Annotated in this window: 20 protein-coding genes, 1 tRNA gene and 1 pseudogene; 11 read left to right on the forward strand and 11 right to left on the reverse strand. The window is 62.7% G+C overall.

Annotated elements, in window-relative coordinates; all coding sequences use genetic code 11:
* Positions 1 to 49: 49 nt before the first annotated feature.
* Entirely contained in the window at positions 50 to 1,234 is a 1,185-nt protein-coding gene (locus IEY62_RS04520; RefSeq protein WP_189014285.1) for a MarP family serine protease, read from the reverse strand.
* Positions 1,235 to 1,470: 236 nt separating this feature from the next.
* Here IEY62_RS04520 and IEY62_RS04525 point away from each other — a divergent pair, with 236 nt between their 5' ends.
* A complete protein-coding gene (locus tag IEY62_RS04525; RefSeq protein ID WP_011775987.1) occupies positions 1,471 to 2,148 on the forward strand; it encodes a Crp/Fnr family transcriptional regulator in 678 nt (225 codons plus the stop codon).
* A 65-nt stretch (positions 2,149 to 2,213) separates the two neighbouring features.
* Here IEY62_RS04525 and IEY62_RS04530 read toward each other — a convergent pair whose 3' ends face one another.
* The 3 genes from IEY62_RS04530 to IEY62_RS04540 are packed head-to-tail and all read right to left on the reverse strand — an operon-like array spanning position 2,214 to position 3,837.
* The gene (locus IEY62_RS04530; RefSeq protein WP_189014287.1) at positions 2,214 to 3,125 is read right to left on the reverse strand and encodes an NUDIX hydrolase; all 912 of its coding nucleotides are present in this window, start codon (positions 3,123 to 3,125) and stop codon (positions 2,214 to 2,216) included.
* A 17-nt stretch (positions 3,126 to 3,142) separates the two neighbouring features.
* A complete protein-coding gene (locus IEY62_RS04535; RefSeq protein WP_018777050.1) occupies positions 3,143 to 3,679 on the reverse strand; it encodes a RidA family protein in 537 nt (178 codons plus the stop codon).
* A gap of 2 nt (positions 3,680 to 3,681) precedes the next feature.
* Positions 3,682 to 3,837: a DUF4177 domain-containing protein gene (locus tag IEY62_RS04540; RefSeq protein ID WP_011775990.1), complete on the reverse strand. Its 156-nt coding sequence runs from the start codon at positions 3,835 to 3,837 to the stop codon at positions 3,682 to 3,684.
* Here IEY62_RS04540 and IEY62_RS04545 point away from each other — a divergent pair.
* The 6 genes from IEY62_RS04545 (at position 3,836) to IEY62_RS04570 (ending at position 11,645) form a co-directional block, all read left to right on the forward strand.
* Positions 3,836 to 6,190, forward strand: a complete 2,355-nt coding sequence (locus IEY62_RS04545; protein ID WP_189014289.1) for a transglycosylase domain-containing protein — start codon at positions 3,836 to 3,838, stop codon at positions 6,188 to 6,190. The two genes, IEY62_RS04540 and IEY62_RS04545, sit on opposite strands and share 2 nt — an antisense overlap.
* Positions 6,191 to 6,193: 3 nt before the next feature.
* Positions 6,194 to 7,141: a metallophosphoesterase gene (locus tag IEY62_RS04550; RefSeq protein WP_189014292.1), complete on the forward strand. Its 948-nt coding sequence runs from the start codon at positions 6,194 to 6,196 to the stop codon at positions 7,139 to 7,141.
* Between the two features lie 151 nt (positions 7,142 to 7,292).
* A complete protein-coding gene (locus tag IEY62_RS04555; protein WP_189014294.1) occupies positions 7,293 to 9,092 on the forward strand; it encodes an ABC transporter ATP-binding protein in 1,800 nt (599 codons plus the stop codon).
* Positions 9,089 to 10,921, forward strand: a complete 1,833-nt coding sequence (locus tag IEY62_RS04560; protein ID WP_189014296.1) for an ABC transporter ATP-binding protein — start codon at positions 9,089 to 9,091, stop codon at positions 10,919 to 10,921. The genes IEY62_RS04555 and IEY62_RS04560 overlap by 4 nt, the downstream gene beginning before the upstream one ends.
* A gap of 99 nt (positions 10,922 to 11,020) precedes the next feature.
* Positions 11,021 to 11,097 (forward strand) — tRNA-Pro (locus IEY62_RS04565).
* Positions 11,098 to 11,291: 194 nt separating this feature from the next.
* A complete protein-coding gene (locus tag IEY62_RS04570; RefSeq protein WP_189014298.1) occupies positions 11,292 to 11,645 on the forward strand; it encodes an SdpI family protein in 354 nt (117 codons plus the stop codon).
* Between the two features lie 93 nt (positions 11,646 to 11,738).
* Here the strand turns inward: IEY62_RS04570 and IEY62_RS04575 are convergent, their stop codons facing one another.
* The gene (locus IEY62_RS04575; protein WP_189014300.1) at positions 11,739 to 11,954 is read right to left on the reverse strand and encodes a hypothetical protein; all 216 of its coding nucleotides are present in this window, start codon (positions 11,952 to 11,954) and stop codon (positions 11,739 to 11,741) included.
* A gap of 124 nt (positions 11,955 to 12,078) precedes the next feature.
* Between IEY62_RS04575 and IEY62_RS04580 the strand changes: the two genes are divergently transcribed.
* Positions 12,079 to 13,344, forward strand: a complete 1,266-nt coding sequence (locus IEY62_RS04580) for a helix-turn-helix domain-containing protein (protein WP_189014302.1) — start codon at positions 12,079 to 12,081, stop codon at positions 13,342 to 13,344.
* A gap of 73 nt (positions 13,345 to 13,417) precedes the next feature.
* Here IEY62_RS04580 and IEY62_RS04585 read toward each other — a convergent pair whose 3' ends face one another.
* The gene (locus IEY62_RS04585) at positions 13,418 to 14,356 is read right to left on the reverse strand and encodes a phosphoribosylaminoimidazolesuccinocarboxamide synthase (protein WP_189014304.1); all 939 of its coding nucleotides are present in this window, start codon (positions 14,354 to 14,356) and stop codon (positions 13,418 to 13,420) included.
* A 2-nt stretch (positions 14,357 to 14,358) separates the two neighbouring features.
* Positions 14,359 to 15,669 (reverse strand): phosphoribosylamine--glycine ligase, encoded by a 1,311-nt coding sequence (gene purD, locus IEY62_RS04590; RefSeq protein ID WP_229785078.1) that lies wholly within the window; start codon positions 15,667 to 15,669, stop codon positions 14,359 to 14,361.
* Positions 15,670 to 15,780: 111 nt separating this feature from the next.
* Between purD and IEY62_RS04595 the strand changes: the two genes are divergently transcribed.
* Positions 15,781 to 16,797, forward strand: coding sequence for an asparaginase (locus tag IEY62_RS04595; protein WP_189014309.1), 1,017 nt, complete (start codon positions 15,781 to 15,783; stop codon positions 16,795 to 16,797).
* Between the two features lie 21 nt (positions 16,798 to 16,818).
* A complete protein-coding gene (locus IEY62_RS04600; RefSeq protein ID WP_189014311.1) occupies positions 16,819 to 17,229 on the forward strand; it encodes a sterol carrier family protein in 411 nt (136 codons plus the stop codon).
* Positions 17,230 to 17,291: 62 nt separating this feature from the next.
* Here IEY62_RS04600 and IEY62_RS04605 read toward each other — a convergent pair whose 3' ends face one another.
* From IEY62_RS04605 to IEY62_RS04620, 4 genes are all read right to left on the reverse strand, one after another.
* Positions 17,292 to 18,779, reverse strand: a complete 1,488-nt coding sequence (locus IEY62_RS04605) for a cation:dicarboxylate symporter family transporter (RefSeq protein WP_189014313.1) — start codon at positions 18,777 to 18,779, stop codon at positions 17,292 to 17,294.
* Between the two features lie 276 nt (positions 18,780 to 19,055).
* Positions 19,056 to 19,823: an SDR family oxidoreductase gene (locus tag IEY62_RS04610; protein WP_189014315.1), complete on the reverse strand. Its 768-nt coding sequence runs from the start codon at positions 19,821 to 19,823 to the stop codon at positions 19,056 to 19,058.
* 40 nt (positions 19,824 to 19,863) lie between these two features.
* Positions 19,864 to 20,622, reverse strand: coding sequence for an aspartate/glutamate racemase family protein (locus IEY62_RS04615; RefSeq protein WP_189014317.1), 759 nt, complete (start codon positions 20,620 to 20,622; stop codon positions 19,864 to 19,866).
* Between the two features lie 32 nt (positions 20,623 to 20,654).
* Entirely contained in the window at positions 20,655 to 22,220 is a 1,566-nt protein-coding gene (locus IEY62_RS04620) for an NCS1 family nucleobase:cation symporter-1 (protein WP_189014319.1), read from the reverse strand.
* Between the two features lie 290 nt (positions 22,221 to 22,510).
* On the opposite strand from IEY62_RS04620, the pseudogene IEY62_RS04625 reads away from it, so the two are divergent.
* Positions 22,511 to 23,516 (forward strand): annotated as a pseudogene (locus IEY62_RS04625) (pyruvate dehydrogenase (acetyl-transferring), homodimeric type); the annotation flags it as partial.

A 23,516-nucleotide genomic window follows, 5' to 3' on the forward strand; every position in this document is an offset into this window, starting at 1 on the left:
ACGTGAGAGAGCAGCAACCAAAAACACCCACCATGTGAGAGGTCATCTGCTATTTGCGGGTGCACTGCCCAGCGGAGACCGAATCGCTGAGACCCGGAGCCTGGGCGGCCACCGGTTCCAGGTCGGTCATGGTCAGAGCGAACCCCAGGGCGGCGTCCGTGGTGGTCTTGGCGAAGATCAGGCCCGCCACCTGGCCTTGCATCGTCAGCAGAGGGCCGCCGGAGTTGCCCGGTTGGACGTCGCCGGCCAGCTTGTACACGAGCTCCGGGGAAGGATTGTTGCCGTAGATGTCCGGCACCAGGATGGGGGAAATCCCTTGCACGGTTGCCGGTTTCGACTGGAACGGACCCCCATGCGGGTAGCCGGCGAAAGCGGCGGGGCTTCCGTCAGGCAGGTCCGGGCTCAGCGGCAGAGGGTTGGACTGCAGTCCGTCCACGGCCAGGACCGCAATGTCCCGCTGCGGGTCGAAGTAGACCACCCGACCCGGCAACGCACCGCCGTCGGGAACTTCAACAACGGGCTGCGACACGCCAGCCACAACGTGGGCATTGGTCACGACGCGCCCGGGCGAGACGACGAATCCTGATCCGGTCTGGTTCTGCCCGCATTCAAAGGCGGTTCCGGCGATCTTCAGGACGGATTCCGCGGCTTGGTTCAGCGCAGGAGTGTCCGTGGACGCGTTGGGAACAGGCACGGGTGTGACGGGGCCGATGCCTTCAATGAGCTTCGGAATGCCGTCGCCGATCACCGTGGAGCGCAGCTGCGCCATGGTGCTCTTGACCGGTGTGGGCGTGATGTTGTCGATGTAACGGATGACGCGGGATTCAGCCAGCTGCTGTGACACAAAAGGCACACCCAAGGAGCTGATGCTGAAGGCCAGCATGGACATCACCAGCGCTGCAACCACCACACTCACAACGCCACCGATCAACCGGTCCACTGCATGCAGCGGCTTGATCCGCACCGCGTGGCGGACTTTGCGTCCGATCATGGTTCCCAGCCCATGTCCCAACGCGATAAGTACGACGGCGGCGCCTACCGTGGCGGTCAGCCTCCAGCCGCTGTCGGTAACCCAGTTACTGACGAGCGGCACGGCAATGAAAGCTGCGATGGCACCAACAATGAAACCTGCAATTCCGCCCAGGGTGACCATAAAGCCGTTGCGCAGGCCATAGATCAGGTAGGACAGCAGCATCAGGATCAATGCCAAATCCAATATCGTCAAGCCAAACACCAATGCTCCTCATAGCCGGGTAGCGCCAATTGTAGTTGCGCACCCTGACAGCCAACCGTTAGTCACATCACCTCCCCAGGGCGGCATTACGCCTCTCTCACGCCGTCGTTTGGGGCCCGGAACGCCCCAAACCCGCGCCATTTCAGCGTTTCGGGTGCCAAGTACGTCACAGAAGCTCAAAAATTCTGAAACAATGGCTGGAGCGCCACGACCGAAACTTATATTCAGGAGATTTCATGGACATCGAGGTATTGCGCCGCGCACCCCTCTTCGCCACCCTTGACGACGACGCATTCCGCCTGCTGACGGACGAACTCACAGAGGTGGACCTTTCACGCGGGGCTTCCGTGTTCCGCGAAGGCGACCAGGGTGACCAGCTCTACTTCATCGTTTCCGGCAAGGTGAAGCTCGGCCGCACCTCCCCCGACGGCCGTGAGTCCCTGCTGGCCATCCTCGGCCCGGGCGAACTCTTCGGCGAGATGGCATTGTTCGATCCCAGCCCGCGTACTGCCACGGCCACGGCCGTCTCCGAGACGCGCCTTGCCGGCCTGAAGAACGAGAGCCTCAACGCACTGCTCCGCACGCGTCCCGAGGTTTCCGCTCAGCTGCTGCAGGCACTGGCGCGCCGCCTGCGCCGCACCAACGACTCCCTCTCGGACCTCGTCTTCTCCGACGTGCCCGGCCGCGTGGCCAAGGCCCTCCTGGACCTGGCTGACCGCTTCGGCCGTCCGGCCACCGACGGCGTCCTGGTAGCCCACGAACTCACCCAGGAAGAACTGGCCCAGCTGGTCGGCGCTTCCCGCGAGACCGTGAACAAAGCTCTGGCCGAGTTCGTTCAGCGTGGCTGGTTGCGGTTGGAAGCCCGCGCCGTCGTCATTCTCGACATGCAGCGCCTCCGCCAGCGTTCGCGCTAAAGCGTCAAGAAAAGCCGCCCCGGTCTGGAACCGGGGCGGCTTTTTGTTTGTCTTGAGAGCAAGCGTCAGCGTTCGCGCTGGGGCTCTCCCGCGACGGTCTTGGCGGCTTCGACTTCGAGCATCAGGATGCCGCCCTCGTTCACCAGTTTGGGCTGGTAAACGTGGGCTTTGCGTTTGTAGCTCAAGTAGGCGATGCACCCGTTGGCGTGGGCCATCTTTTCCAGCATGATTTCTGAGCCCGGCACCAAAAGCTGTCCGAGGGCCAGGCCAACCGTGTTTGGCTGGGCGATTTCGTCGCCCAGTGCGGAGGTCTCGCGGAGGGCAATTGCCTCTGCTGCGGACACCCATCGGCCCCACACGCCTTTGCTGCCCAGGATGCTGGGCTGCTGGTTCACCGGAACCGTTGCGGCGAAGTACCGGGTGTTGAAGCGGGTGTGCGCAAAGTCCGGGCTGAGCCAGTTCACCAGTGGTTTCAGCAGGTCGGTGCGCAGCGACAACCCACGCTTGGTGAGCATTTCCGTGAAGGACTTCTCCTGGGAGGCCACTGCTTCGCGGGCACGCATCCAGTCCACTGTTGAGTTGGCCTCCACTGTGGAGGAAGCGTCGGGACCTGCCAGCAGGACGCCCGTTTCTTCGAAGAGCTCACGAATGGCGCCCACCACGTGACGGCGGGCGAGTCCGACGTCGTCCGTTCCCATCTGCTCAGCCCAATGCTGGGGTGAGGGGCCTACCCAACCGACGGGGTCGTCGTCGGACGGGTCCAGGGAACCCCCAGGGAACGCCACAACACCCAACGGCGAGGAACCTGGCCTGTATCCAAGCCAGGTCTCCAAGCCGGAGGGTGAGTCACGCAGAAGAACTACGGATGATGCGTAGCGGGCGGCCCGGGGGGTCCGCTCGCCGAGTTCAAGCCAGTTTTGCGCTGCCCCCTCGAGTTCGGGAGGGAGAACAAACAATCGGCGGGCAAGCTGCGGCACGTGAGTGAACCGGTTCCTTAGCTGAATTCAGCGATGAGTTCGACCTCTACGGGAGAGTCGAGGGGCAGCACGGAAACGCCGACGGCGGAACGTGCGTGGATGCCGGCGTCGCCGAATACCTGGCCGAGAAGTTCGGACGCACCGTTGATGACGCCGGGCTGGCCGGTGAAGGTGGGCTCGGAGGATACAAATCCGACAACCTTGACGATCCGGGTAACGCGGTCGAGATCGCCGATGACGCTCTTGACGGCGGCCAGTGCGTTAATGGCGCAGACGGCGGCGTAGCGCTTGGCTTCTTCGGGATCAACAGTTGCCTCATCCGAGGCACCCAACTCGCCCAAGGAGACCTTGCCCGTAGCTTCGAGTTTGCCGTTAATAAAGGGCAGCTGTCCGGACGTGTAAACGTAGTTGCCGGAGACGACGGCAGGGACGTAGGCGGCCACGGGGGCAGCGACCTCGGGAAGAGTCAGTCCGAGCTCGGCGAGACGCTGCTCAACGGCCGACGTCGGGGCGCCGGATTCCGCGGGAGAGGTGGTTTCTGCGGGGGTGGTCATGGTTACTGCTTCTCCCTCTTGAGGTATGCGACAAGGCCTTTGCCATCGGGGCCGCCGACAACCTGGACAAGCTCCCAGCCGTCCTCGCCCCACTGGTCCAGGATCTGCTTGGTGGCGTGAATAATGAGCGGAATCGTGGCGTACTCCCATTTGGTCATGACAGAAAGCCTAGCCCTTGCCGGTAAACTGGAAAACATGGTGACTCGCAAGAACCCCATATTCGATACTGCCACCACCCTCGGAAAGATTTTAGGTTTCCTTGGCGTGAGTGCGATCTGTGGCGTCCTGGTGGCGGGACTTTTGGTCCCCGCCGCTGCCGTCTCGGGCAGTGCCGCAAGTGGTTCAATCCAGTTCTTTGACACTCTGCCGGCGGAGCTCCAGGTGGATCCGCCCAGCCAGAACACCACGATCCTGGCGAAGGACGGTTCGCCGATCGCCTCGATCTACGCGGAGAACCGGACCAAGGTTCCGCTGGATTCCATGAGCCCGTTCATCAAGGACGCTGTCATCGCCATCGAGGACAGCCGTTTTTATGAGCACGGCGGAATCGACACCACCGGCATCATGCGAGCACTGGTGAGCACCGCCCGCGGCAACAAGCAGGGCGCCTCCACCATCACCCAGCAGTACGTGAACAACGTCATCAACGAGTCACTGGTGGCCTCCGGCAAGGGCGACGACGTCCTCCTTAACGGTGTGAACAAGGGCGTGGGCGACAAGCTCCGCGAAATGAAGCTCGCGATCGCCCTGGAGAAGAAGTTCTCCAAGGAGCAGATCCTTGAGGGCTACCTCAACATCGTCTTCTTCAACCGCGATGCCTATGGCATTGAAGCTGCGTCCAAGTTCTTCTTCAGCACCACCGCCAAAGACCTGACGCTTCCCCAGGCTGCGCTGCTCGCCGGCCTGGTCAACAGCCCGTCAGCTTTCGATCCGATCACCAACCCGGACAACTCAAAGATGCGGCGCGACCTTGTCCTGAACGCCATGCTGGCCCAGAAGAAGATCACCCAGGCCCAGTACGACGAAGCTGTCGCCACGCCCGTGACCACCAAGGTGACCCCGGCCCGCCAAGGTTGCGCCTACGCCACCATGGCTCCGTACTTCTGCGACTACGTCCTCCACCTCCTGCTGAACAACCCGGCCTACGGTGACACAACGGAGGAGCGCGAAAAGCGCGTTATGCGCGGCGGCCTGACCATTCAGACCACCCTCGACCCGACCGCCCAGAACGTCGCCCAGCAGCAGGTTGACGCCACGGCAGGTGCCAACCCGGACAAGTGGGGCGCCTCGATCGTCTCCGTTCAACCGGGCACGGGCCAGATCGTCAGCATGGCCCAGAACACCGTGTGGCTCCCTCAAGAGGGCAAGTTCGATCAGACCCAGAACTTCAACGTGGACGTCCTTGACGCCAACGGCAACGACCTCAACGGCATCGGTGGGTTCCAGCCTGGTTCCACGATGAAGCCCTTTACGTTCGCCGAGTGGCTGAACGAGGGGAAGTCGATGGAAACCACCATCAATGCTGCGCAACGCAAATACGGCGTGAACTACCCATGGAGAAACACCTGTCCTACGCCGACAAGCGGTGTCTACGACTCCAACGTCGAGGGCAGCTTCGACCTGCAGAATGCCGAACCGCAGTACTACCGCAACATGACTGTCCTCTGGGGTCTGAAGAACTCCATCAACACCGCGACATTTGCCTCAGCGGCGCAACTTGACCTCTGCGGTATCCAGGGGATTGTTGACGCCACTGGCATCCATGGGGGACTTCCAGCTCGCGACGACACAGGCAAAATTTCGGATCCTAATCCCAAGGTTCCAATGACGACCCTGGGCAACCTCATCGGTTCAACCCAAACGGCGCCATTGACCATGGCCACTGCCTTCGCAACCTTCGCCGCCGACGGCAAGTACTGTGCACCGATCGCCATTACTTCGGTAAAGGACCAGTCGGGCGCCGATCTTCCGGCCCAGTCGTCCAGCTGTAAGGATGCTGTGAAGCCCGAAGTCGCTCGAGGTGTGGCCTACGCCATGGGCAAGGTGTTGGACGAAGGATCGGGCTCCCTGATCCGGCCTGCGCTGAACTCCAAGAACTTCCCAGTCGCCGCCAAGACCGGTACTAACGACACGAACGGCTCCACGTGGGTTGTTGGCTACACCTCGGGTCTCGCGACAGCGTCCTGGTTTGGTGACCCCCTGGGCAGCCAGAAGCGTGAGGGACGCAACATCACGGTTAACGGTAAGTTCTATGATTTCATTGACGGTTACATGATCGCCGGCCCGCAGTTCACCAACTACATGTTGGCTGTTGCACCGGCGTACGGCACCAACCCGTTCCAGATGCCGCCATCCAACCTGCTGGGCCAGCCGACACCGCAACGTAATAACACGCCGTCGAACACCACTCCGTCCGCGCCGAAGCAGGCGCCGAACCCGGCGCCGTCCACCGGGACAGGCAACAACGGTAACGGCAATGGAAACAGCGGCGACGCCCCGGGCAAGGACTAGCGGGTGACGTTCCGGGATTCACTGGCAGACCGCGTCCGTTCTTTCGGGCGCGGTTTCGCCGTCACTGCTGCCGTCGGCGCAGCAGCAGGCACCGCTGCAGCCGCCTACGGGTGGTGGGAGAAGGACCAGTTTGGGGTCCGCCACGAAACGTTGCCGGTCCTCTCTGAGGGCTCGGCGCCCTTTCGCGTCCTGCACCTCAGCGATATCCACTTTGTTCCCGGACAGCTGAAGAAGACCCAGTGGCTGCAGTCACTTGCGGAGCTCAAGCCCGATCTCGTGGTGAACACGGGCGACAACTTGAGCCACACCAAGGCCATCGATCCTCTGGTCGAGGCACTTCGGCCGCTACTCGAGTTCCCCGGCGTCTTCGTTCCCGGTTCCAATGACTACTACGGCCCGCGGATCAAGAACCCTGCGGGCTACTTCCGTGGCCCGTCGAAACCCAAGACCGAGCCGCTGCAGCTCGATTGGCCCAAGCTCCGCTCGGCCTTCGGCATGAGTGGCTGGATTGACCTGACCAACCGCGCCCAGTCGGTGGTGCTCAATGGCCTGCGCTTCGATTTCTCGGGCGTGGACGATCCTCATTTGGGCCGCGAACGCTATGCTGGCTGGCCCCGCGGCACCGTGAACCAGGACGCCCGGCCGCACCTCAAAGTCGCCGTGATCCATGCTCCGTACCAACGCGTATTGGACCACTTCACCGAGGCGGGCGCAGACCTGATCATCGCCGGCCACACCCACGGTGGCCAGGTCTGCGTCCCCGGCTACGGCGCGCTGGTCTCCAATTGCGATCTCCCCACGTGGCGTGCCAAAGGCCTTCACGATTGGGAAAGCAACGGATTCACGACGCCGGTGAACGTCTCGGGCGGCATCGGAACCTCACGCTTCGCCCCGGTCCGCATCGCCTGCCGCCCGGAAGCGGTGCTGCTGACGCTCACGTCGCGCAACTGAACTTCGCACAGCATTACGATTCCCAATAACTGGGTCAAACATTTCACCTGGGGTGCGTGGTCCTGTGAAACGAATCACGCCATGGCATAGGGTAGTTGCTACGGGAAACTACCTCCGCACCATCTGAAGATCCAGCTGTTGAGAAGCGGGCATGTCCAAGCAAACCTCATTTTTCACCTCCGTCGGCCGCCTGTACCCTCACGTGCGGCCCATACTCCCGCGCCTTTTCATGGGCCTGATCTGCGCCTTGCTTGCCAGCATTGTCGCGTTGACCATCCCGCAGGTCCTGCGGGTCCTGGTCAACAATTCTTTGCAGCCCGGCGGTTCCACTGACGCAGTCTGGATTGCCGCCGTCGTGATTCTTGCGCTTGGCGTCGCCGAAGCCGGGCTCGTGGCTTTACGCCGCCAGTTCGTGATCAACCCGGCCACCACGGTGGAGACCCGGATGCGCGTGACCCTTTATGGGCACCTGCAGGAACTTACGGTGGCGTTCCATGATCGCTGGGGTTCCGGGCAGCTGCTCTCCCGCGCCATGACGGACCTCAGCTTCCTGCGCCGCTGGATGGCGTTTGGCGCAATCATGTTGGTAGTCACGACGCTGACGGTGATCATCGGCGTCGGAGTGATGTTCTCCATGAGCTGGCAGTTGGCGCTCATCTTCCTCGCCGCCGCGGTGCCGATCATGATCAATTCCTTCCGGTTCCGGCGGCGCTTCAGTTTGGTGGCCCGCCTCAGCCAGGACCAGGCCGGCGACCTCGCCACCACCGTTGAGGAGTCCGTTCACGGCATCCGCGTCCTAAAGGCGTTCGGACGGAGCCGCGAGGCACTGGAGAACTTCAATGGCCAGGCCGAAGAACTGCGCCAGACCGAGATCGCGAAGGCCAAGCAGCAAGCCGGTTTCACCCTGGTTGTGACGCTGCTGCCGGAACTCGCCTTGGGTGTCGGGCTGGTGGTTGGCGTCATGCTCGCCGCGAGCGGTCAGCTCAGCATCGGCTCCTTGGTGGCATTCTTCGCCACCGCCGCCGTGGTGGCTACCCCGGTTGAATTCTCGGGCATGCTCCTGGCCATGGCGCTCACGGCCAAGACCGCGCTGGACCGTCACTTCGAAGTCATGGACACAGAGAACACCATCACTTCCCCGGACAAGGCCGTGGTGCCGGAAACCGTCAAGGGCGCCCTCCGCTTTGACCATGCAGGTTTCGGGTTCGACGACGGCGGTACCCTCCTGCACGACATCACCCTGGACATCCGTCCCGGCGAAACCATGGCTCTGGTGGGAATCACCGGAAGCGGCAAGAGCGCGCTGCTTCAACTGGTCCCCCGCCTGTACGACGTCACGGCCGGTGCCGTAACCATCGACGGCGTGGATGTCCGCGACTTCGACATCGACGAACTCCGCCGGGTGGTTGCCGTAGCGTTTGAGGACACCACGCTCTTCTCAAGTTCGGTGCGTGACAACGTGCTCCTCGGCGCACCGGATCCCAGCGACGCAGCCTTGGATGAGGCATTGGATGTGGCACAGGCCCATTTCGCCTACTCGTTGCCGGACGGCGTGGACACTCTCATCGGAGAGGAAGGCCTGAGCCTGTCCGGTGGCCAGCGGCAGCGCATCGCACTTGCCCGCGCCATCGCCGCCAAGCCTCATGTTCTGGTACTGGACGATCCCCTGTCGGCTCTTGACGTGAACACCGAGGAACGCGTGGAGGCCCGTTTGCGGGAGGTCCTCCGCGAGACCACCACACTGATCGTCGCGCACCGGCCCTCCACCGTGGCCTTGGCGGACCGCGTGGCGTTGCTCGAAAACGGGACCATCACCGCCGTCGGAACCCATGCGGAATTGTTGGCCGAAAACGACCACTACCGTTACGTCATCGCCAGCCTGGATGCCGGTCCGAAGGACCTTGACACCGAACTGGACGAACTCGAAGAAGCTGAGGAGGCCCGCCGGTGAGCGCCACAACCTTTGGTACTGCCAACGAGGACAACACCCTCCTCAGCAAGGCTGACAGCAAAGCCGTACGACGCCGGTCGCTCACCTTGCTTGCCTCGCTGATCCGCCCGGTGCGGTTGCGTTTCTGGCTGACGATCGTGATGGTGGTTGTTTCGCAGCTCACCCGCGTTGCCGGACCGGCATTGATCGCCTTTGGGATCGACAACGCCCTACCGGCACTTCAGGCCGGGGACAACGGGCCCTTGGTGCTGGCTGGTTCCCTCTATCTGGCGGCCGCGATCGCCACGGCCGGGATGACTGCGCTCTATGTGACGTCCACGGCCCGGCTGAGCCAGGCCATGCTCCTGGACCTGCGGCTGCGGGTCTTCCGGCACACCCAGCGGTTGAGCCTGGAATTCCATGAGAAGTACACCTCGGGCCGCATTATTGCCCGGCAGACCTCGGACCTCGAGGCCCTGCGCGAGCTATTGGATTCCGGCGTAAGTTCGCTCGCTTCCGGCATGCTGTTCATGCTGTTTACGGCCTTCACGGTGTTTGCCTTGGATTGGCGCAGTGGCCTGATCATGCTGGCGGCCGGCGTCCCGATGTTCTTCCTGGCCCGCTGGTACCAGAAACACTCGCAGATCGCGTTCCGGGAATCGCGAGTGGTCTCAGCCCGACTGATTGTGCACTTCGTGGAGACCATGACGGGTATCCGCGCGGTGAAGGCCTTTCGCAAGGAACGCGAAAATGCGGTCCGCTATGGCCAACTTGCTGAGGACTACCGCAAGAACACGGTCCGCTCCATCAACCTCAATGGCATCTTCCAGCCCGGCCTGGTGCTGATCGGCAACGTCTGCGTGGCTGTAGTCCTGCTGTTTGGCGGCTTCCGGGTGCTCAGCGGTGACCTCGCGGTGGGCGTCCTGCTGGCCCTCATCCTCTCCACCAAACGCTTCTTCCAGCCGGTGGACCAGATGGCCATGTTCTACAACTCTTTCCAGAGTGCCCAAGCAGCGCTGGAGAAGGTGTCCGGACTCCTGGAAGAAGTACCCACCGTCCGTCCGCCCAAGAACCCCGTGCCTTTGAAGAGCTCACGCGGAGAGATCGACTTCAAGGGCGTGGAGTTCGGCTACAGCGACGGCCAGTTGGTTGTACCCACCCTGGACCTGCACATTCCTGCGGGGCAGACAGTCGCCTTGGTGGGACAGACAGGTGCCGGTAAGTCCACGCTGGCCAAGCTGGTGGCCCGCTTCTACGATGTCACGTCCGGCGCCATCACCTTGGATGGAGTGGACCTGCGGGACCTGGCTACTGCGGACCTCCGCCGGGCGGTGGTGATGGTGACCCAGGAGGCCTTCCTCTTCAGCGGTTCGGTTGCCGACAACATTGCTCTGGGTCGCCCCGAGGCTTCGCGCGCTGAAATCGAAGCCGCCGCAGCAGCAGTTGGTGCGCACGAGTTCATCGCGAGCCTGCCCGAGGGCTACGACACGGACGTCAACAAGCGCGGAGGCCGTGTGTCGTCGGGTCAACGGCAGCTCATCGGTTTTGCCCGGGCATTCCTTGCCGCACCGGCCGTATTGATTCTGGACGAAGCTACGTCCTCCTTGGACATTCCCTCCGAGCGCATGGTCCAGCAAGGACTGGCTCACCTCCTGGAGGGAGTCGCAGGCGGGAACGCTGCCCGAACAGCCATCATCATCGCCCACCGCCTCTCAACCGTGGAGACGGCCGACCGGGTGCTGGTGGTCCATGACGGACAAATCGTCGAGGACGGGACGCCTGCTGAACTGATCAGTGGCGGAGGACGGTTTGCGCAGTTGCACGGGGCTTGGCGGGACTCGCTGGTGTAGTCCTGGTGCCAGGTGCGGGTGTGGCGAGGGACACCCGCTCCCCGATTTCGCATCACGGGACGTTTCGGCTATTCTTGAACAGTTGCTTTCGCAGCGGATCGGGATGTAGCGCAGCTTGGTAGCGCGCTTCGTTCGGGACGAAGAGGTCGCAGGTTCAAATCCTGTCATCCCGACCAAACACGAAAATGGCGTCGAGAAATCGGCGCCATTTTTTGTTTAAGTCCGCCACTCCCCCCGCGGTTATCCACAGGCTGCCTTCCTGCTGTTTGCACGGGAAGCCGCTGTCACTACGCTTTCAAGGGCCAGCGCAACATCCTGGCAGTCATCGACATCGGCGTCATCGACATCGCGGAATGGGGCGGACGGGACAATGCAGGCAGAAATCATTCAACTTATGGCCGTTCTGGGCGGCTTGGGCGTGCTGCTTATCGTCGTGGGGGCAGTCTGCATCAAGGGCAAGCTCCCCATGAACTCCCTGGTCGGGATCCGCTTGGCGGCCACCATGGTTTCCGAGGAAGCGTGGATTGCAGGTCACAAGGCAGCAGGTCCGTATGTGATCCTTGGAGGCATCTGCTCTGCTGCAGGCGCGGCGGCCATACTTCTGGTTCCCACGCCAGCACCGCCAACCTTGGCTTCGATCACCGCAGCCGGGGTGGTGCTGTTCCTCGTCATAGCGGCTCTGGTGGCTTCAGCTGCTGCCAAACGTGAATCGCTGACCAAATGAATATTTCCCGTCAGCAATGCGCGCCGCAAAGGTCAAAAGAAAACCCCGGGGCATCGCTCGTCACGCCCCGGGGTTTTACTAACTACAATTGATTTACATTGGATCCGGCCAGTTGCCAATGGACATCGGCGTGTACGTGGTGTCCGTTGACTTGGTCGGAGCCGCAATGCGCATAGGATCCGGCCAGTTGCCAATGGCGCTTACGGTGGAGGAATCTGCTGCCGAAGCGGCAGAGACGACTGCGGGAGCCGCAACCGTGACGGTCAGTGCGCCTGCCAAGGCCACTGACGCGAAGATTTTCTTGAACATGATGTACCCCAATGCGAGTCGGATTCGTTACGGAAATTGCGCGGTCCCTGTTGACATACATTGTAAAATGTTTTCCACAGAGACTGTCAAGGTTTTGGTCAAAAGACACCTGTAGGAGGGGCCCGTGGGAAACGGATTCGGCGAGAAACTACGTGCCGAACGGCTCGAACGCGGGTTAACGCAGGCGGAGCTCGGCAAGAACCTGTACTCGCCCAGCTACATCTCGCTGCTTGAGACCGGCCGGCGCGAGCCAACGGCAGAGGTCATCGAAGAGCTGGCACGCCGGCTGGAACTGGCTCCCAAAGCGTTGGAAGCATGGAGCCAGCCCGTCTCTGTCAGCGATGCCGAATACGTCCTGGCGGGTCTCTACGCCCGGCAGGCATGGGACTTGCGCGACTACCAGCTGGCCGCCAGCCACGCCGCCACCGCAGCGCAGATCGCCCTTGAGGCCAAGAACAACAGCGCCTGGTGGAACATGACCTATATGCAGGCCGAGTGCGTCATGAAGCAAGGCCAGCTCAAGGAATGCCAGCAGATCGTTGAGCACCTGCTGGAGCATCCCATGGCCACCGAATCGGCCGGCCTCGGAGTGCGCGCCTGGCAGATGCTTGCCGCCGTGTGTCACGGACAAGGGCAGCTGGCCACCGCCGTCGAGCATGCCAAGCAGGCAGTGAAGCTGAGCGAGCAGCTGCCCAAGGGCTCCACGCTCATCATCGGCGCGCACCGCGCGCTGATCGGTGCGTTGGCTGAGAGCGGCAAGCTCGATGAGGCCTGGGACTACTGCCTGGCGATGATCGAGCACATGGACGAACACTCCATGTCCCAGTTGGCCGGTGAGGTCGCTTGGGTGGTGGGCAACGTCGCGTTCATGCGGCACGACTACGTGGAAGGCATCAAGCACCACGAACGCGCCGCCAAACTGCTCTCCCCCGCCAACGACATCGAACTGTGGGCACGCTTCAACAAGGCATCGGCTGCAGTCCGGCTGTCCTCGGGCATCGTGGAACCGGAGACGTTGTCCGCCATTGAGCGCGCTGAACTCGCATTGTCCATTGTGGGCGGCAACAAGACGGACCAGCTGGAAGTCGCGTTCATCCGCGCCCGCTGGCTGTACCTCACGGGTGACATTCCGGCCGCCGTCGAGAAACTCCGCGAAATCCACGCCGACCGCAAGGTCCTGGCCCGGCACACCGCCGGTGAAGTCTCACTCCTGCTTGGCAAGTCGTTGAAGGCAGCCGGAGAAGCCGCGGAGGCACTCCAGTTCCTGGAAGAGGCCCAGCACGACTTCAGTGCAGCCGGCGCCTCGGACAGGGTGCAGCAAGCCATGGACGCCGTCCTGGAGATCCGCCTTGCCGAGCGTCGGGCAGCGAAAGAACACTCGGAAGCCTGATTAAACAAGTGAGTCGCAGTTCATGCCGTTATGAGAGCTCAAAACGGCATGAACTGCGACTCAGTTGGGTGCTTTAGGCGAAAGTACGGCCCGTGAGCTTCTCGTAAGCCTCCACATAGCGGGCGCGGGTGCGCTGCACTACGTCGGCGGGAAGTGCCGGCGGCGGGGTGTCCGAGGACTTGTCCCAGCCGGATTCGGCGGACGTCAGCCAGTCGCGGACGTACTGCTTGTCGTACGAAGGCTGCGACTTCCCCGGCGCATACGTGGACGCATCCCAGAACCGTGAAGAATCCGGGGTAAGGACCTCGTCACCAAGGGTGATCACACCGGTGGCGGCGTCGATACCGAACTCCACCTTGGTGTCGGCCAGGATGATGCCGCGTTCGCGGGCAATCTCCTCGGCGCGGGTGTAGATCTTCAACGTGAGCTCGCTCAAGCGGGCAGCAATGTCATCGCCCACCATGGCCACGACGTCGTCGTACGTGATGTTGACGTCGTGCTCGCCCACCTCGGCCTTTGCGGAGGGGGTAAATAGCGCCTTCTCCAGGCGGGAGCCGTCCACCAAGCCCTCAGGCAGCGGGATCTCGCAGACCGTGCCGTGCTCCTTGTACTCCACCAGGCCTGAACCAGTGAGGTAGCCGCGGGCGATGCATTCCACCGGGAACATCTCCAGCTTCTTGCAGATCATGGCCCGGCCCTCAACCTCGGCGGGCACGCCGCCCTCAACTGTTGAGGCCAGCACGTGGTGCTCCACGTCCAGCTGCTCGAACCACCACAGGCTCAGCTGGGTCAGAACGCGGCCCTTGTCCGGGATTTCGCTGCTGAGGACGTGATCGTAGGCACTGATGCGGTCGCTGGCCACAACCAGGACGCATTCCTGGCCGATCTTTTCCGTGATCGCTTCATCGGCCGGGACGTAGAGATCGCGGACCTTGCCGGAATAGACATGGGTCCAGCCCGGAAGATTCAGGGTCTCGGTCTCGAAACCACCTGCGGGAAGGGAATCAGTCATGCTCAGGCCTGCACTTTCGGGATGGTGCCGGTAGCCGCGTACGGCACCCGGATTTCGCCGCGCGCGGCCTTGCCTCCGATGTCCGTACGGAACTGTGAGCCTTCAAGCTGAACCAGCTCCACGCCGTCGTACGCCTTTTCCCGGGCCTCCACCAGATCCGAACCGAGCGCCACAACCGCGAGGACGCGGCCGCCGGCAGAGACAACCTTGCCCTCGTCGTCCAGCTTGGTACCGGCGTGGACGACGTGGACGCCGTCCAGCTCGTCAACCTTCTTCAGGCCACGGATACGGTCACCGGTGCGGGGCGCGTCAGGGTAGTTTTCGGCTGCAACGACGACGGCGACCGCGGTGTCCTTGGACCAGCGCAGCTCTTCTGCGGTGTCCAGTTCGCCCTTGGCGGCTGCCAGCAGCAGCGCACCGAGCGGCGTTTTGAGGCGGGCAAGGACAGCCTGAGTCTCGGGATCGCCAAAACGGACGTTGAATTCGATGACGCGCGTGCCACGGGAGGTCAGGGCCAAACCGCAGTACAGGACACCAATGAAGGGTGTGCCGCGGCGGGCCATCTCGTCCACGGTGGGCTGGGCCACGCGGTCGATGACTTCCTGGACCAAGCCTTCGGGAGCCCATTCGAGCGGAGTGTAAGCACCCATGCCGCCGGTGTTGGGGCCTTCGTCGTTGTCGAAGATGCGCTTGAAGTCCTGCGCCGGGGACAGCGGGACGGTGGTGCGGCCGTCGCAGAGGACGAACAGGGAAACCTCGGGTCCGTCCAGGAATTCCTCGATGACCACGGTTCCACCGGCGTCGAAGCAGGCCTGCGCGTGGGCCAAGGCCTCTTCACGGTCGTTGGTGACCACTACGCCCTTGCCCGCGGCCAGGCCGTCGTCCTTAACAACGTGCGGTGCGCCGAAGGTGTCCAGGGCGTCTGCGGCTTCTTCCGCGTTGATGGCAACGCGGGCCATGGCCGTGGGAACGTTGGCTTCGGCCATGATCTGCTTGGCGAATGCTTTGGAAGCTTCCAGCTGGGCGGCTTCCTTGCTGGGGCCGAACACCGGAATGCCGGCCGCGCGCACGGCGTCGGAGACACCGGCTGCAAGCGGAGCCTCCGGGCCGACCACAACCAGGTCCACGCCCAGCTTGGTGGCGAGGGCGGACACGGCTTCCGGGCTGTTCCCGTCGATCGCGTGGGTGGGAACGAGTTTGCTGATGCCCGCGTTGCCCGGGGCCGCGTGGACCTCGGAGACGTTGGGGTCTTCGAGCAGAGAGCGGACAATGGCGTGTTCGCGGCCGCCTGGGCCAATGACGAGTACCTTCACAGTCTTCAAGGGTACTTTGTGTGGAGCGCACGGTCTAAGCTGTGTCATTCAGCGGACCCGGCACGCCTGCACCTGACCTTGGAAGCACTCAGCCGCGCCTAGACTTGCTTCATGCCCATGAGTTCGCATGAAACGTTCAACGTTGAGTCCGCCGTCGAACTGGCAGTGATCGAACGCAGTGGCTTTATCGAGTCCCGCCATGTCGGCGCGGCTGTGGTCCTCGCCGGTGATGGTTCGGTGGTCACACGGCTCGGCGACATCGATGCTCCCGTCTTCGCCCGCTCCACCCTCAAGCCCTTCCAGGCCCTCGCCTCCATGCAGTCAGGCGTTCCCCTGCGCGGTGCCCAAGTTGCTGTCGCCTGCGGAAGCCACACAGGATCCCTGGATCACATGGATGTGGTGGAGGGAATGCTCAAGGCCGCCGGAGTGCGGGAAGAACACCTGCAATGCCCCACCGCGTGGCCGCAGGACGAGACGGCCCGTAACTGGCTGGTCCGCTCGGAGCGGGGACAGTCAAAGCTTGCCTTCAACTGTTCCGGCAAGCATGCCGCCTTCCTGTGGGCGTGCACCGAAAACGGCTGGGACCTCCGTAGCTACCTGGAACCAAACCACCCCCTCCAGCAAAGGGTGCGCTCCGTCATTGAGGAATACAGCGGCGAAACCATTTCGCACCTTGGCATCGACGGCTGCGGAGCACCCGTTGCCGCCATCTCCCTGACCGGACTCGCCCGCGCCTACTCCCGCTTGGCCAAGTCCCCGGGAGATAAATCTTCCAACGCACGCGCGGCCACCATCGCAACGTCCATGCTGGATTACCCGTGGGCCGTCCAGGGCAAGGGCGAATCGAACACCGTGGTCATGGAGGAACTGGAGGTCCTGGCCAAGATCGGGGCCGAGGGCGTCCTTGTGTTGGCCACACCCACCGGCGCCACCGTGGCAGTCAAGGTCCTCGACGGCAACCTCCGCGCCACCTCCCTGGTAGGACTGACCCTGCTCGCCGTGAGCGGAGCCGTGGACATCCCGGCCGTCTCCAACGTCCTTGAACGGGTGGTGGAGCCTGTTCTTGGTGGCGGACACGAAGTGGGCAGGATCCGGTTGGGCCACGCAGTTTCTGCCCTGCTGGACTAGTAGTTAAGAAGGAATGAACCCATGGCTGTTGCACGACGCCGCGTCGACATCTCCGAGGGCCGCGCTGCGCTGGCAGCCTGGCAAGCCGCCGTCGGGCCTTCCAGCGGTGAAGCCGCCGGTGGGTCCGGCGCCGCTGCCGGGAATCCGCCGTCGCGCGCTGTGATCGCGACGGCGGTGCGCTACTCCCTGGAGGAAGTCACCGCACGCGCGCCCGGCAATTCGGTGGAGGTCCGCGTGCCGCCGTTCGGCGTCACGCAGTGCGTGGAAGGGCCCCGCCACACGCGCGGCACTCCCCCGAACGTCATAGAGACCGACGCCGACACCTGGCTGGGTTTGGTGACGGGGCGCCTCAACTGGGCGGAGGCTGTTTCAGCCCACAAAGTCACTGCCTCGGGCCTGCGCGCTGATCTGTCTGAACTGCTGCCCCTCTAGCCGGCAAAAAGCCAGTGCCCTCAAGACGTGATCTTGAGGGCACTGGCTTTAGGTTTGCTTGCTTAGTCAGGGCAGACCGGGTTTGACGGTTGGCCGGGCTTGCTCATTTCGAACTGCGGTATCTCGTTTGCGGCTGGCCCGCCGCGGAACTTCGGTGAAGGGTTCTGGCCGCCGCTGATGCGCTCCAGCTCCTGCTGTGCGTAGACGTCTTCCTTGCCAAGCATGATGGCGGTGTCCTCATTGGTGATCTCGCCATTGAAGGCGCGGACCATGACGCTGCGGTCGAACTGGCCTTCCCACTTGGCCACCACGAACGTCGCTACGCAGTTGCCGAGCAGGTTGACCACTACCCGCATGGAGTCCATGAGGCGGTCAGCTCCCAGGAGGAGTGCCACGCCGGCTACCGGGAAGATCCCCAGTGCGGCCGCGGTGGCGGAGAGTGCCAGGAAGGATGAACCGGGGACGCCGGCCATGCCCTTGGAGGTCAGGAGCAGCACACCCAGCGCGGCCAGTTGCTGGCCGAGGTCCAGGTTGTGGCCGAATGCCTGGGCCAGGAACAACAGGGAGATGGAGAGGTAGATCGCGGCGCCATCAAGGTTGAAGGAGTAGCCGGTGGGAACCACAAGACCTGTGGTGGCACGGGAGCAGCCCGCGTTGGTCAGCTTGGTCATGATGCGTGGCATGACAGCCTCGGTGGAGGCCGTGCCAAGTGCCAGCAGGAACTCTTCACGGGTGTACTTCAGGAACTGCCAAAGCGGAACCCGGGCGAAGCCCCACGCCACCAGGAACAGCAAGCCGATGAAGATGATGGCCGCGCCGTAGCAGGACGCTATCAAGAGAGCGTAAGTTCCGAGCGTGCCCACACCGTATTGGCCGATGATGAACGCCATGGCACCGAAGGCGCCGATGGGGGCCACCTTCATGATCCAGGACATGATCTTGAAGATGAGCTCCAGGACCGTTTCCATCAGGCTGATGACCGGAAGGCACCGCTCGCGGCCGATGACCACGATGGCCGCACCAAAGAAGACCGAGAAGAACAGCACCTGGAGCAGGCTGTTGCTGGCGAAGGCGCCGATCACGCTGACGGGAATGACATCCAGGATGAACGCGGCGGCGTCCTTGGGAGGCGCGTTGCCGGTCTTGGCGTTAAGGGCGTCCTGGGAGAGCGTTGAGGGATCGATGTTCAGGCCGGCGCCCGGCTGGACAATGTTGCCCACGATGAGCCCGAAAACCAGGGCGAAGAGGGTGGCGCCGGTGAAGTACAGGAGTGCTTTGACCCCGACCCGTCCGACCGCTTTTACGTCGCCCACTGCCGAGATGCCTGTGACAATCACGAGGAAGATCAGCGGGGCGATGATCATCTTGATGAGTTGAATGAATCCATCACCCAGTGGCCGGAGTGCGGACCCGATGTTCGGCCAGAAATGACCGATGAGCACACCTGCGACGACGGCGATCAGGATTTGAAAAAAGAGCGACTGGTACAGCCGCTTTTTCTTCTGCGGGGCCGAACTCGCCTTCAGCGCCGCGGGGTCTGGGATCTTCATTGATCTGAACCAATCAGTTGGGAACAGCCCCACGTTTTGAGGGGGTTTTTCAAATGTAATCCCGCTCACACCATTCCGCAAGGGGAAATTCCTTTTCCATAATGCGGAAGTCACATTTGGTTGGGACGTCTTGGGCCCGGGCCTCCACCACCGGCTTTGAACGCAGAAATGCCTGCGACACACCCCAGTTCAGGCGTGTCGCAGGCATACGGGACTCAATGTGGGTGGTGGCGGTACGGCGAGGTCCCGGCCGGGCGGTTAGTGAACGAAAACCCTCTAGCCGCGGCCCACGAACGGCATGCCGGCAGCCGTCACCACCAATGAGCCAACACTGGCTGTTGCCGGCATGTTGGCCATCATCAGCACGGCACGGGCAGCGTCCTCCACGGGGAACATCGGCTCCACCTTGCGGCTGCCGTCGGCCTGCAGCGCGCCCGAGCCAACGCCGATGGTGTCCATGATCTCCGTGCGGGTATTACCGATGTCGATCTGCCCGCAGGTGATCCCGAACTCCCGGCCATCAAGTTCAATGCTCTTGGTCAGACCAGTCATCGCATGCTTGGTCACCGTATAGGCCACGGATCGTGGTCTGGGCGAATGCGCCGAGATGGAGCCGTTGTTGATGATGCGACCACCCCGCGGCTGCTGTTCCTTCATGGTCCGCACGGCTTCGGCCGCGCACAGCATGGAGCCGGTCACGTTGACCCGCAGCGTCGCTTCCCACTCTTCAATACTGATCTCGCCAACATCCCCGGCGGGTCCGAAGACCCCGGCATTGTTGAACAACACATCCACCCTGCCCCAGCGTTGGCGTACTTCGGCGAAAAGGCGCGCGACGTCGTCGGGCGCTGTCACATCGCACGGAACCGCAAGTGCGTCCGGGTGGCCGCCGGCCGTTTCCAGCAGCTGCGCCTCCCGACGCCCGGCCAGCGCTACACGGTAGCCCTCGGCGAGCATCAGCCGGGCAACTGCCCGCCCGATACCCGAACCGGCACCGGTCACGACGGCGACCCTGGGGTCCGCGGGCAGGCTGGAGTCAGTCATGTGGTTGCCTTTCGAGGAGGTTGCTACGAGCGCGATGCGTTCAGCGCGTTGCGTCCGCGGGCTGGGCTGCGGGCTGGGCTGCGGTTATCGGCCAGCCTACGACAGTCTTGGGACGCGGCGTTGCGTAGGTTCGGACCTTGGACGTGGACAGGCCGAGGCGTACCAGTGACTCCGCAATGGTGACCGCGGCGGCCACTCCGTCCACCACGGGAACCCCCGTGCGCTGGCGGATCTGCTCATCCAGTCCGGCCATGCCACCGCAGCCAAGGACAATCACTTCGGCTTTATCGTTGTGCACAGCCTCCTCCGCCTGGCCCACGATCGCCTCGACGGCACGTTCCGGATACTCCTCGAGTTCCAGCACAGCCATGCCACTGGCCCTCACTGACGCGCAACGCGCTTCCAGCCCGGCGAGCTTGAGGCGGTCCTCGATGAGGGGAACCGCCCGGTCGAGGGTGGTCACCACCGAGTACTTGTGGCCAAGGAACATCGCCGTGCTGGCCGCAGCCTCGGTGATGTCCACAACGGGTACGTCCAGCAGTTCCTGGAGGCCTTCACGGCCGTGCTCGCCGTAGCCCGCCTGGATAACGGCGTCGAAAGGTTCCGGATAGTTGACCACGGCGTCCATGACGGCGATCGCTGCGAGATAGCTTTCGAAATTACCCTCGCAGGAGTCGGCGCCGAACCGCGGAGTGATTCCGACGATTTCCGTACCCGGTGCTGCCACGGCACGGGCCTGGGCTGCGATGGAATCGGTCATGGACTGGGTGGTGTTGACGTTTGCGACAAGGATTCGCATGGGATGTCCTCTATATCTTGGGATGACGGCGCTCAGTGCGTGCTGGCGACGGCGATGGGCTCGCCGGAAACGTCCTCGTGGACCTGCTTCTTGTCGGCCACGACGAAGTACGTGAGCGCAGCGACGCCCGCCCCGATGAACCATGCGAACGGAGCTGCCGCGGCCAGCGCGGGGATGAAGGCGATGGCTATAGCCATGGCAGCAGCCGGGAGCATGGCAATGATGGCCTTGGGGTTGACGCCGCGCTTGTAGAAGTACGCCCCCTTGGGGTCCTCCGAATACAACTCCGGAACGTTGACCTTGCCGCGGCGGACCAACCAGTAGTCAGCCATGACCACACCGAACAGCGGGCCGAGCAAAGCACCCAGGCCACCGAGGAAGTACACGATCACGATCGGGTTGTTGTAGAGGTTCCAGGGCAGGATGATCAAGCCAATGGTGCCGCTCACCCATGCTGCCTTACGGAAATTCAGGTGCCGCGGGAAGAGGTTGGTCAGTGCGTAGACGGGGGCCACGAAATTGGCCATCAGGTTCACCGCGATGGTCAGGATCAACAGGGCAAGGCACGCCAGGACCAGCAGGAGCGTATTGGGGATGCTCTGGACAATATCCGACGGGCTCTGGATGACCGTGCCGTTGATCTTGTACTGGCCGCCGGCCATGACCACGACGATCGCACCGAACACGAGCATGTTGATGGGGATGCCCCAGAAATTGCCCTTGACGATCGACTTCTTGGAGGTGGAGGAGCGCGTGAAGTCGCAGAAGTTCAGCACGAACGTTCCGTAGATGGAGACCCAAAGCGCGCCGCCGGCGAAGATGGTGAGCCACATTTCGGTACCCTCGAGGCCCTTGATGCCGCTCCACTGGATGGCGCCGCCGGCTTCGATGAAGACCCATACGGCAATGGCCGCCATGGTCACCAGGATGATTGGTCCGGCGAAAGCTTCGTATTTACGGATCATTTCCATGCCGAAGCTCACGATCACCAGCTGTACGATCCACAACGCAACGAAGGAGAACCATCCAAGGGTTGAAAGGCCAAGGATGGAGTTGCTGTCCAGGTCCTTCAGGCCAGGAGCCACAGCCACCAGCAGGACACGGAGGACCACCGACGCCAGGTAGGTCTGGATGCCGAACCACGCAACGGCAACGGCGCCGCGGACGAGGCTGGCAATCTGGGCTCCCCTGATGCCGAAGCTGATGCGGCTCATGACCGGGAACGGGACACCTGTCTTCTGGCCCATGAAGCCTGAGAAGTTCAGGAGGGCGAACAGAAGGACGGCGCCAATGCCCAGGGCCACCAGGATCTGCCAGCCTCCCAGTCCCAGGGAAAACAGCCCGATGGCAAAGGCATAGTTACCCAGGCTGTGGACGTCGTTGGCCCAGAGGGTAAAGATGCTGTAGCTGGTCCACTTGCGGCCCTTGGCCTTTGTGGGTGCGAGGTCGATGTTGTAAAGACTGGGACTGATGGTACGGCCTGCGGCTTCGGAAGCAATCGCGCAAAGATCCGTGTTTCCCACGACCGGGTGGTTAGGGGCACCCGTCTTTGCGTCTTCCGGAGTCTCATTGACGCCGACTGATGAAGTCGTCTGCATCGTGGATCTCCACTTCGTACTGATTCCACATTGCGGAATCGAGTTATTGAATAGTGAAAGAACTCTATGACGCAGGTCACGCCCGGTCAAGGCTTCGCGCTGTATGCAGGGTCACATTTGGTTGTTTGCCGCCAGCTTTGCGGGTTGACTGTTTCGGATACGCAATCCGTGTTGACGCTGCCCATCGGCGGACGTAATCTCGAATTGCAGAATTTTATTCTCACAATACGAAATTCCTTGAGCGCCCCCACAGAGCAAGCGCCCAGACATTCAATGAAGAGAGGTTGGACGTGGCTGCAGGAGAAGAGACCTCACACATCCTCAGCGGGTTGACTGCCCAGCTGCCTGATCGTGATCCGGAAGAGACCGCGGAGTGGATTGAGTCCCTTGATGCGTTGATCGCTGAGCAGGGTACCGAGCGGGCCCAGTACATTATGCGGAGTTTGTTGCAGCGTGCTGGGGCCAGGTCGGTGGGTGTGCCGATGGTGACGACCACTGATTATGTGAACACGATCCCGGTGGACCAGGAAGCGCCGTTCCCGGGGAACGAGGAGTTCGAGCGCCGGTACCGGGCGTTTATGCGGTGGAACGCCGCGGTGATGGTCCATCGTGCGCAGCGTTCGGATATTGGTGTGGGCGGGCATATTTCGACCTATGCCGGTGCTGCGACGTTGTACGAGGTGGGGTTCAACCATTTCTTCCGCGGTAAGGACCACCCCAGCGGCGGGGACCAGGTGTTCTTCCAGGGCCACGCTTCCCCGGGGATGTACGCCAGGGCGTTCATGGAAGGCCGTTTGACCGAAGAGGACCTGGACGGGTTCCGGCAGGAGAAGTCCAAGGCCGGGCACGCGTTGTCCTCGTACCCGCACCCGCGCCTGATGCCTGATTTCTGGGAATTCCCGACCGTGTCGATGGGTATCGGCCCGATGAACGCGATTTACCAGGCCCAGTCCAACCGGTACCTGCAGAACCGTGGCATCAAAGACACCTCGGACCAGCAGGTCTGGGCGTTCCTTGGTGACGGGGAAATGGACGAGCCCGAGTCCCGTGGCTTGCTCCAGCTCGCCGCGAACGAGAACCTGGACAACCTGAACTTCGTGATCAACTGCAACCTCCAGCGCCTGGACGGGCCAGTGCGCGGTAACGGCAAGATCATGCAGGAACTCGAGGCGTTCTTCCGCGGCGCGGGCTGGAACGTGATCAAGGTCGTCTGGGGCCGTGAGTGGGATTCCCTGCTCGAAGCGGACACCGACGGGGCGTTGGTGAAAATCATGAACGAAACCCCCGATGGTGACT

Origin of the sequence: Paenarthrobacter histidinolovorans (genome assembly GCF_014647595.1) — a bacterium.
Lineage (GTDB): Bacteria > Actinomycetota > Actinomycetes > Actinomycetales > Micrococcaceae > Arthrobacter > Arthrobacter histidinolovorans.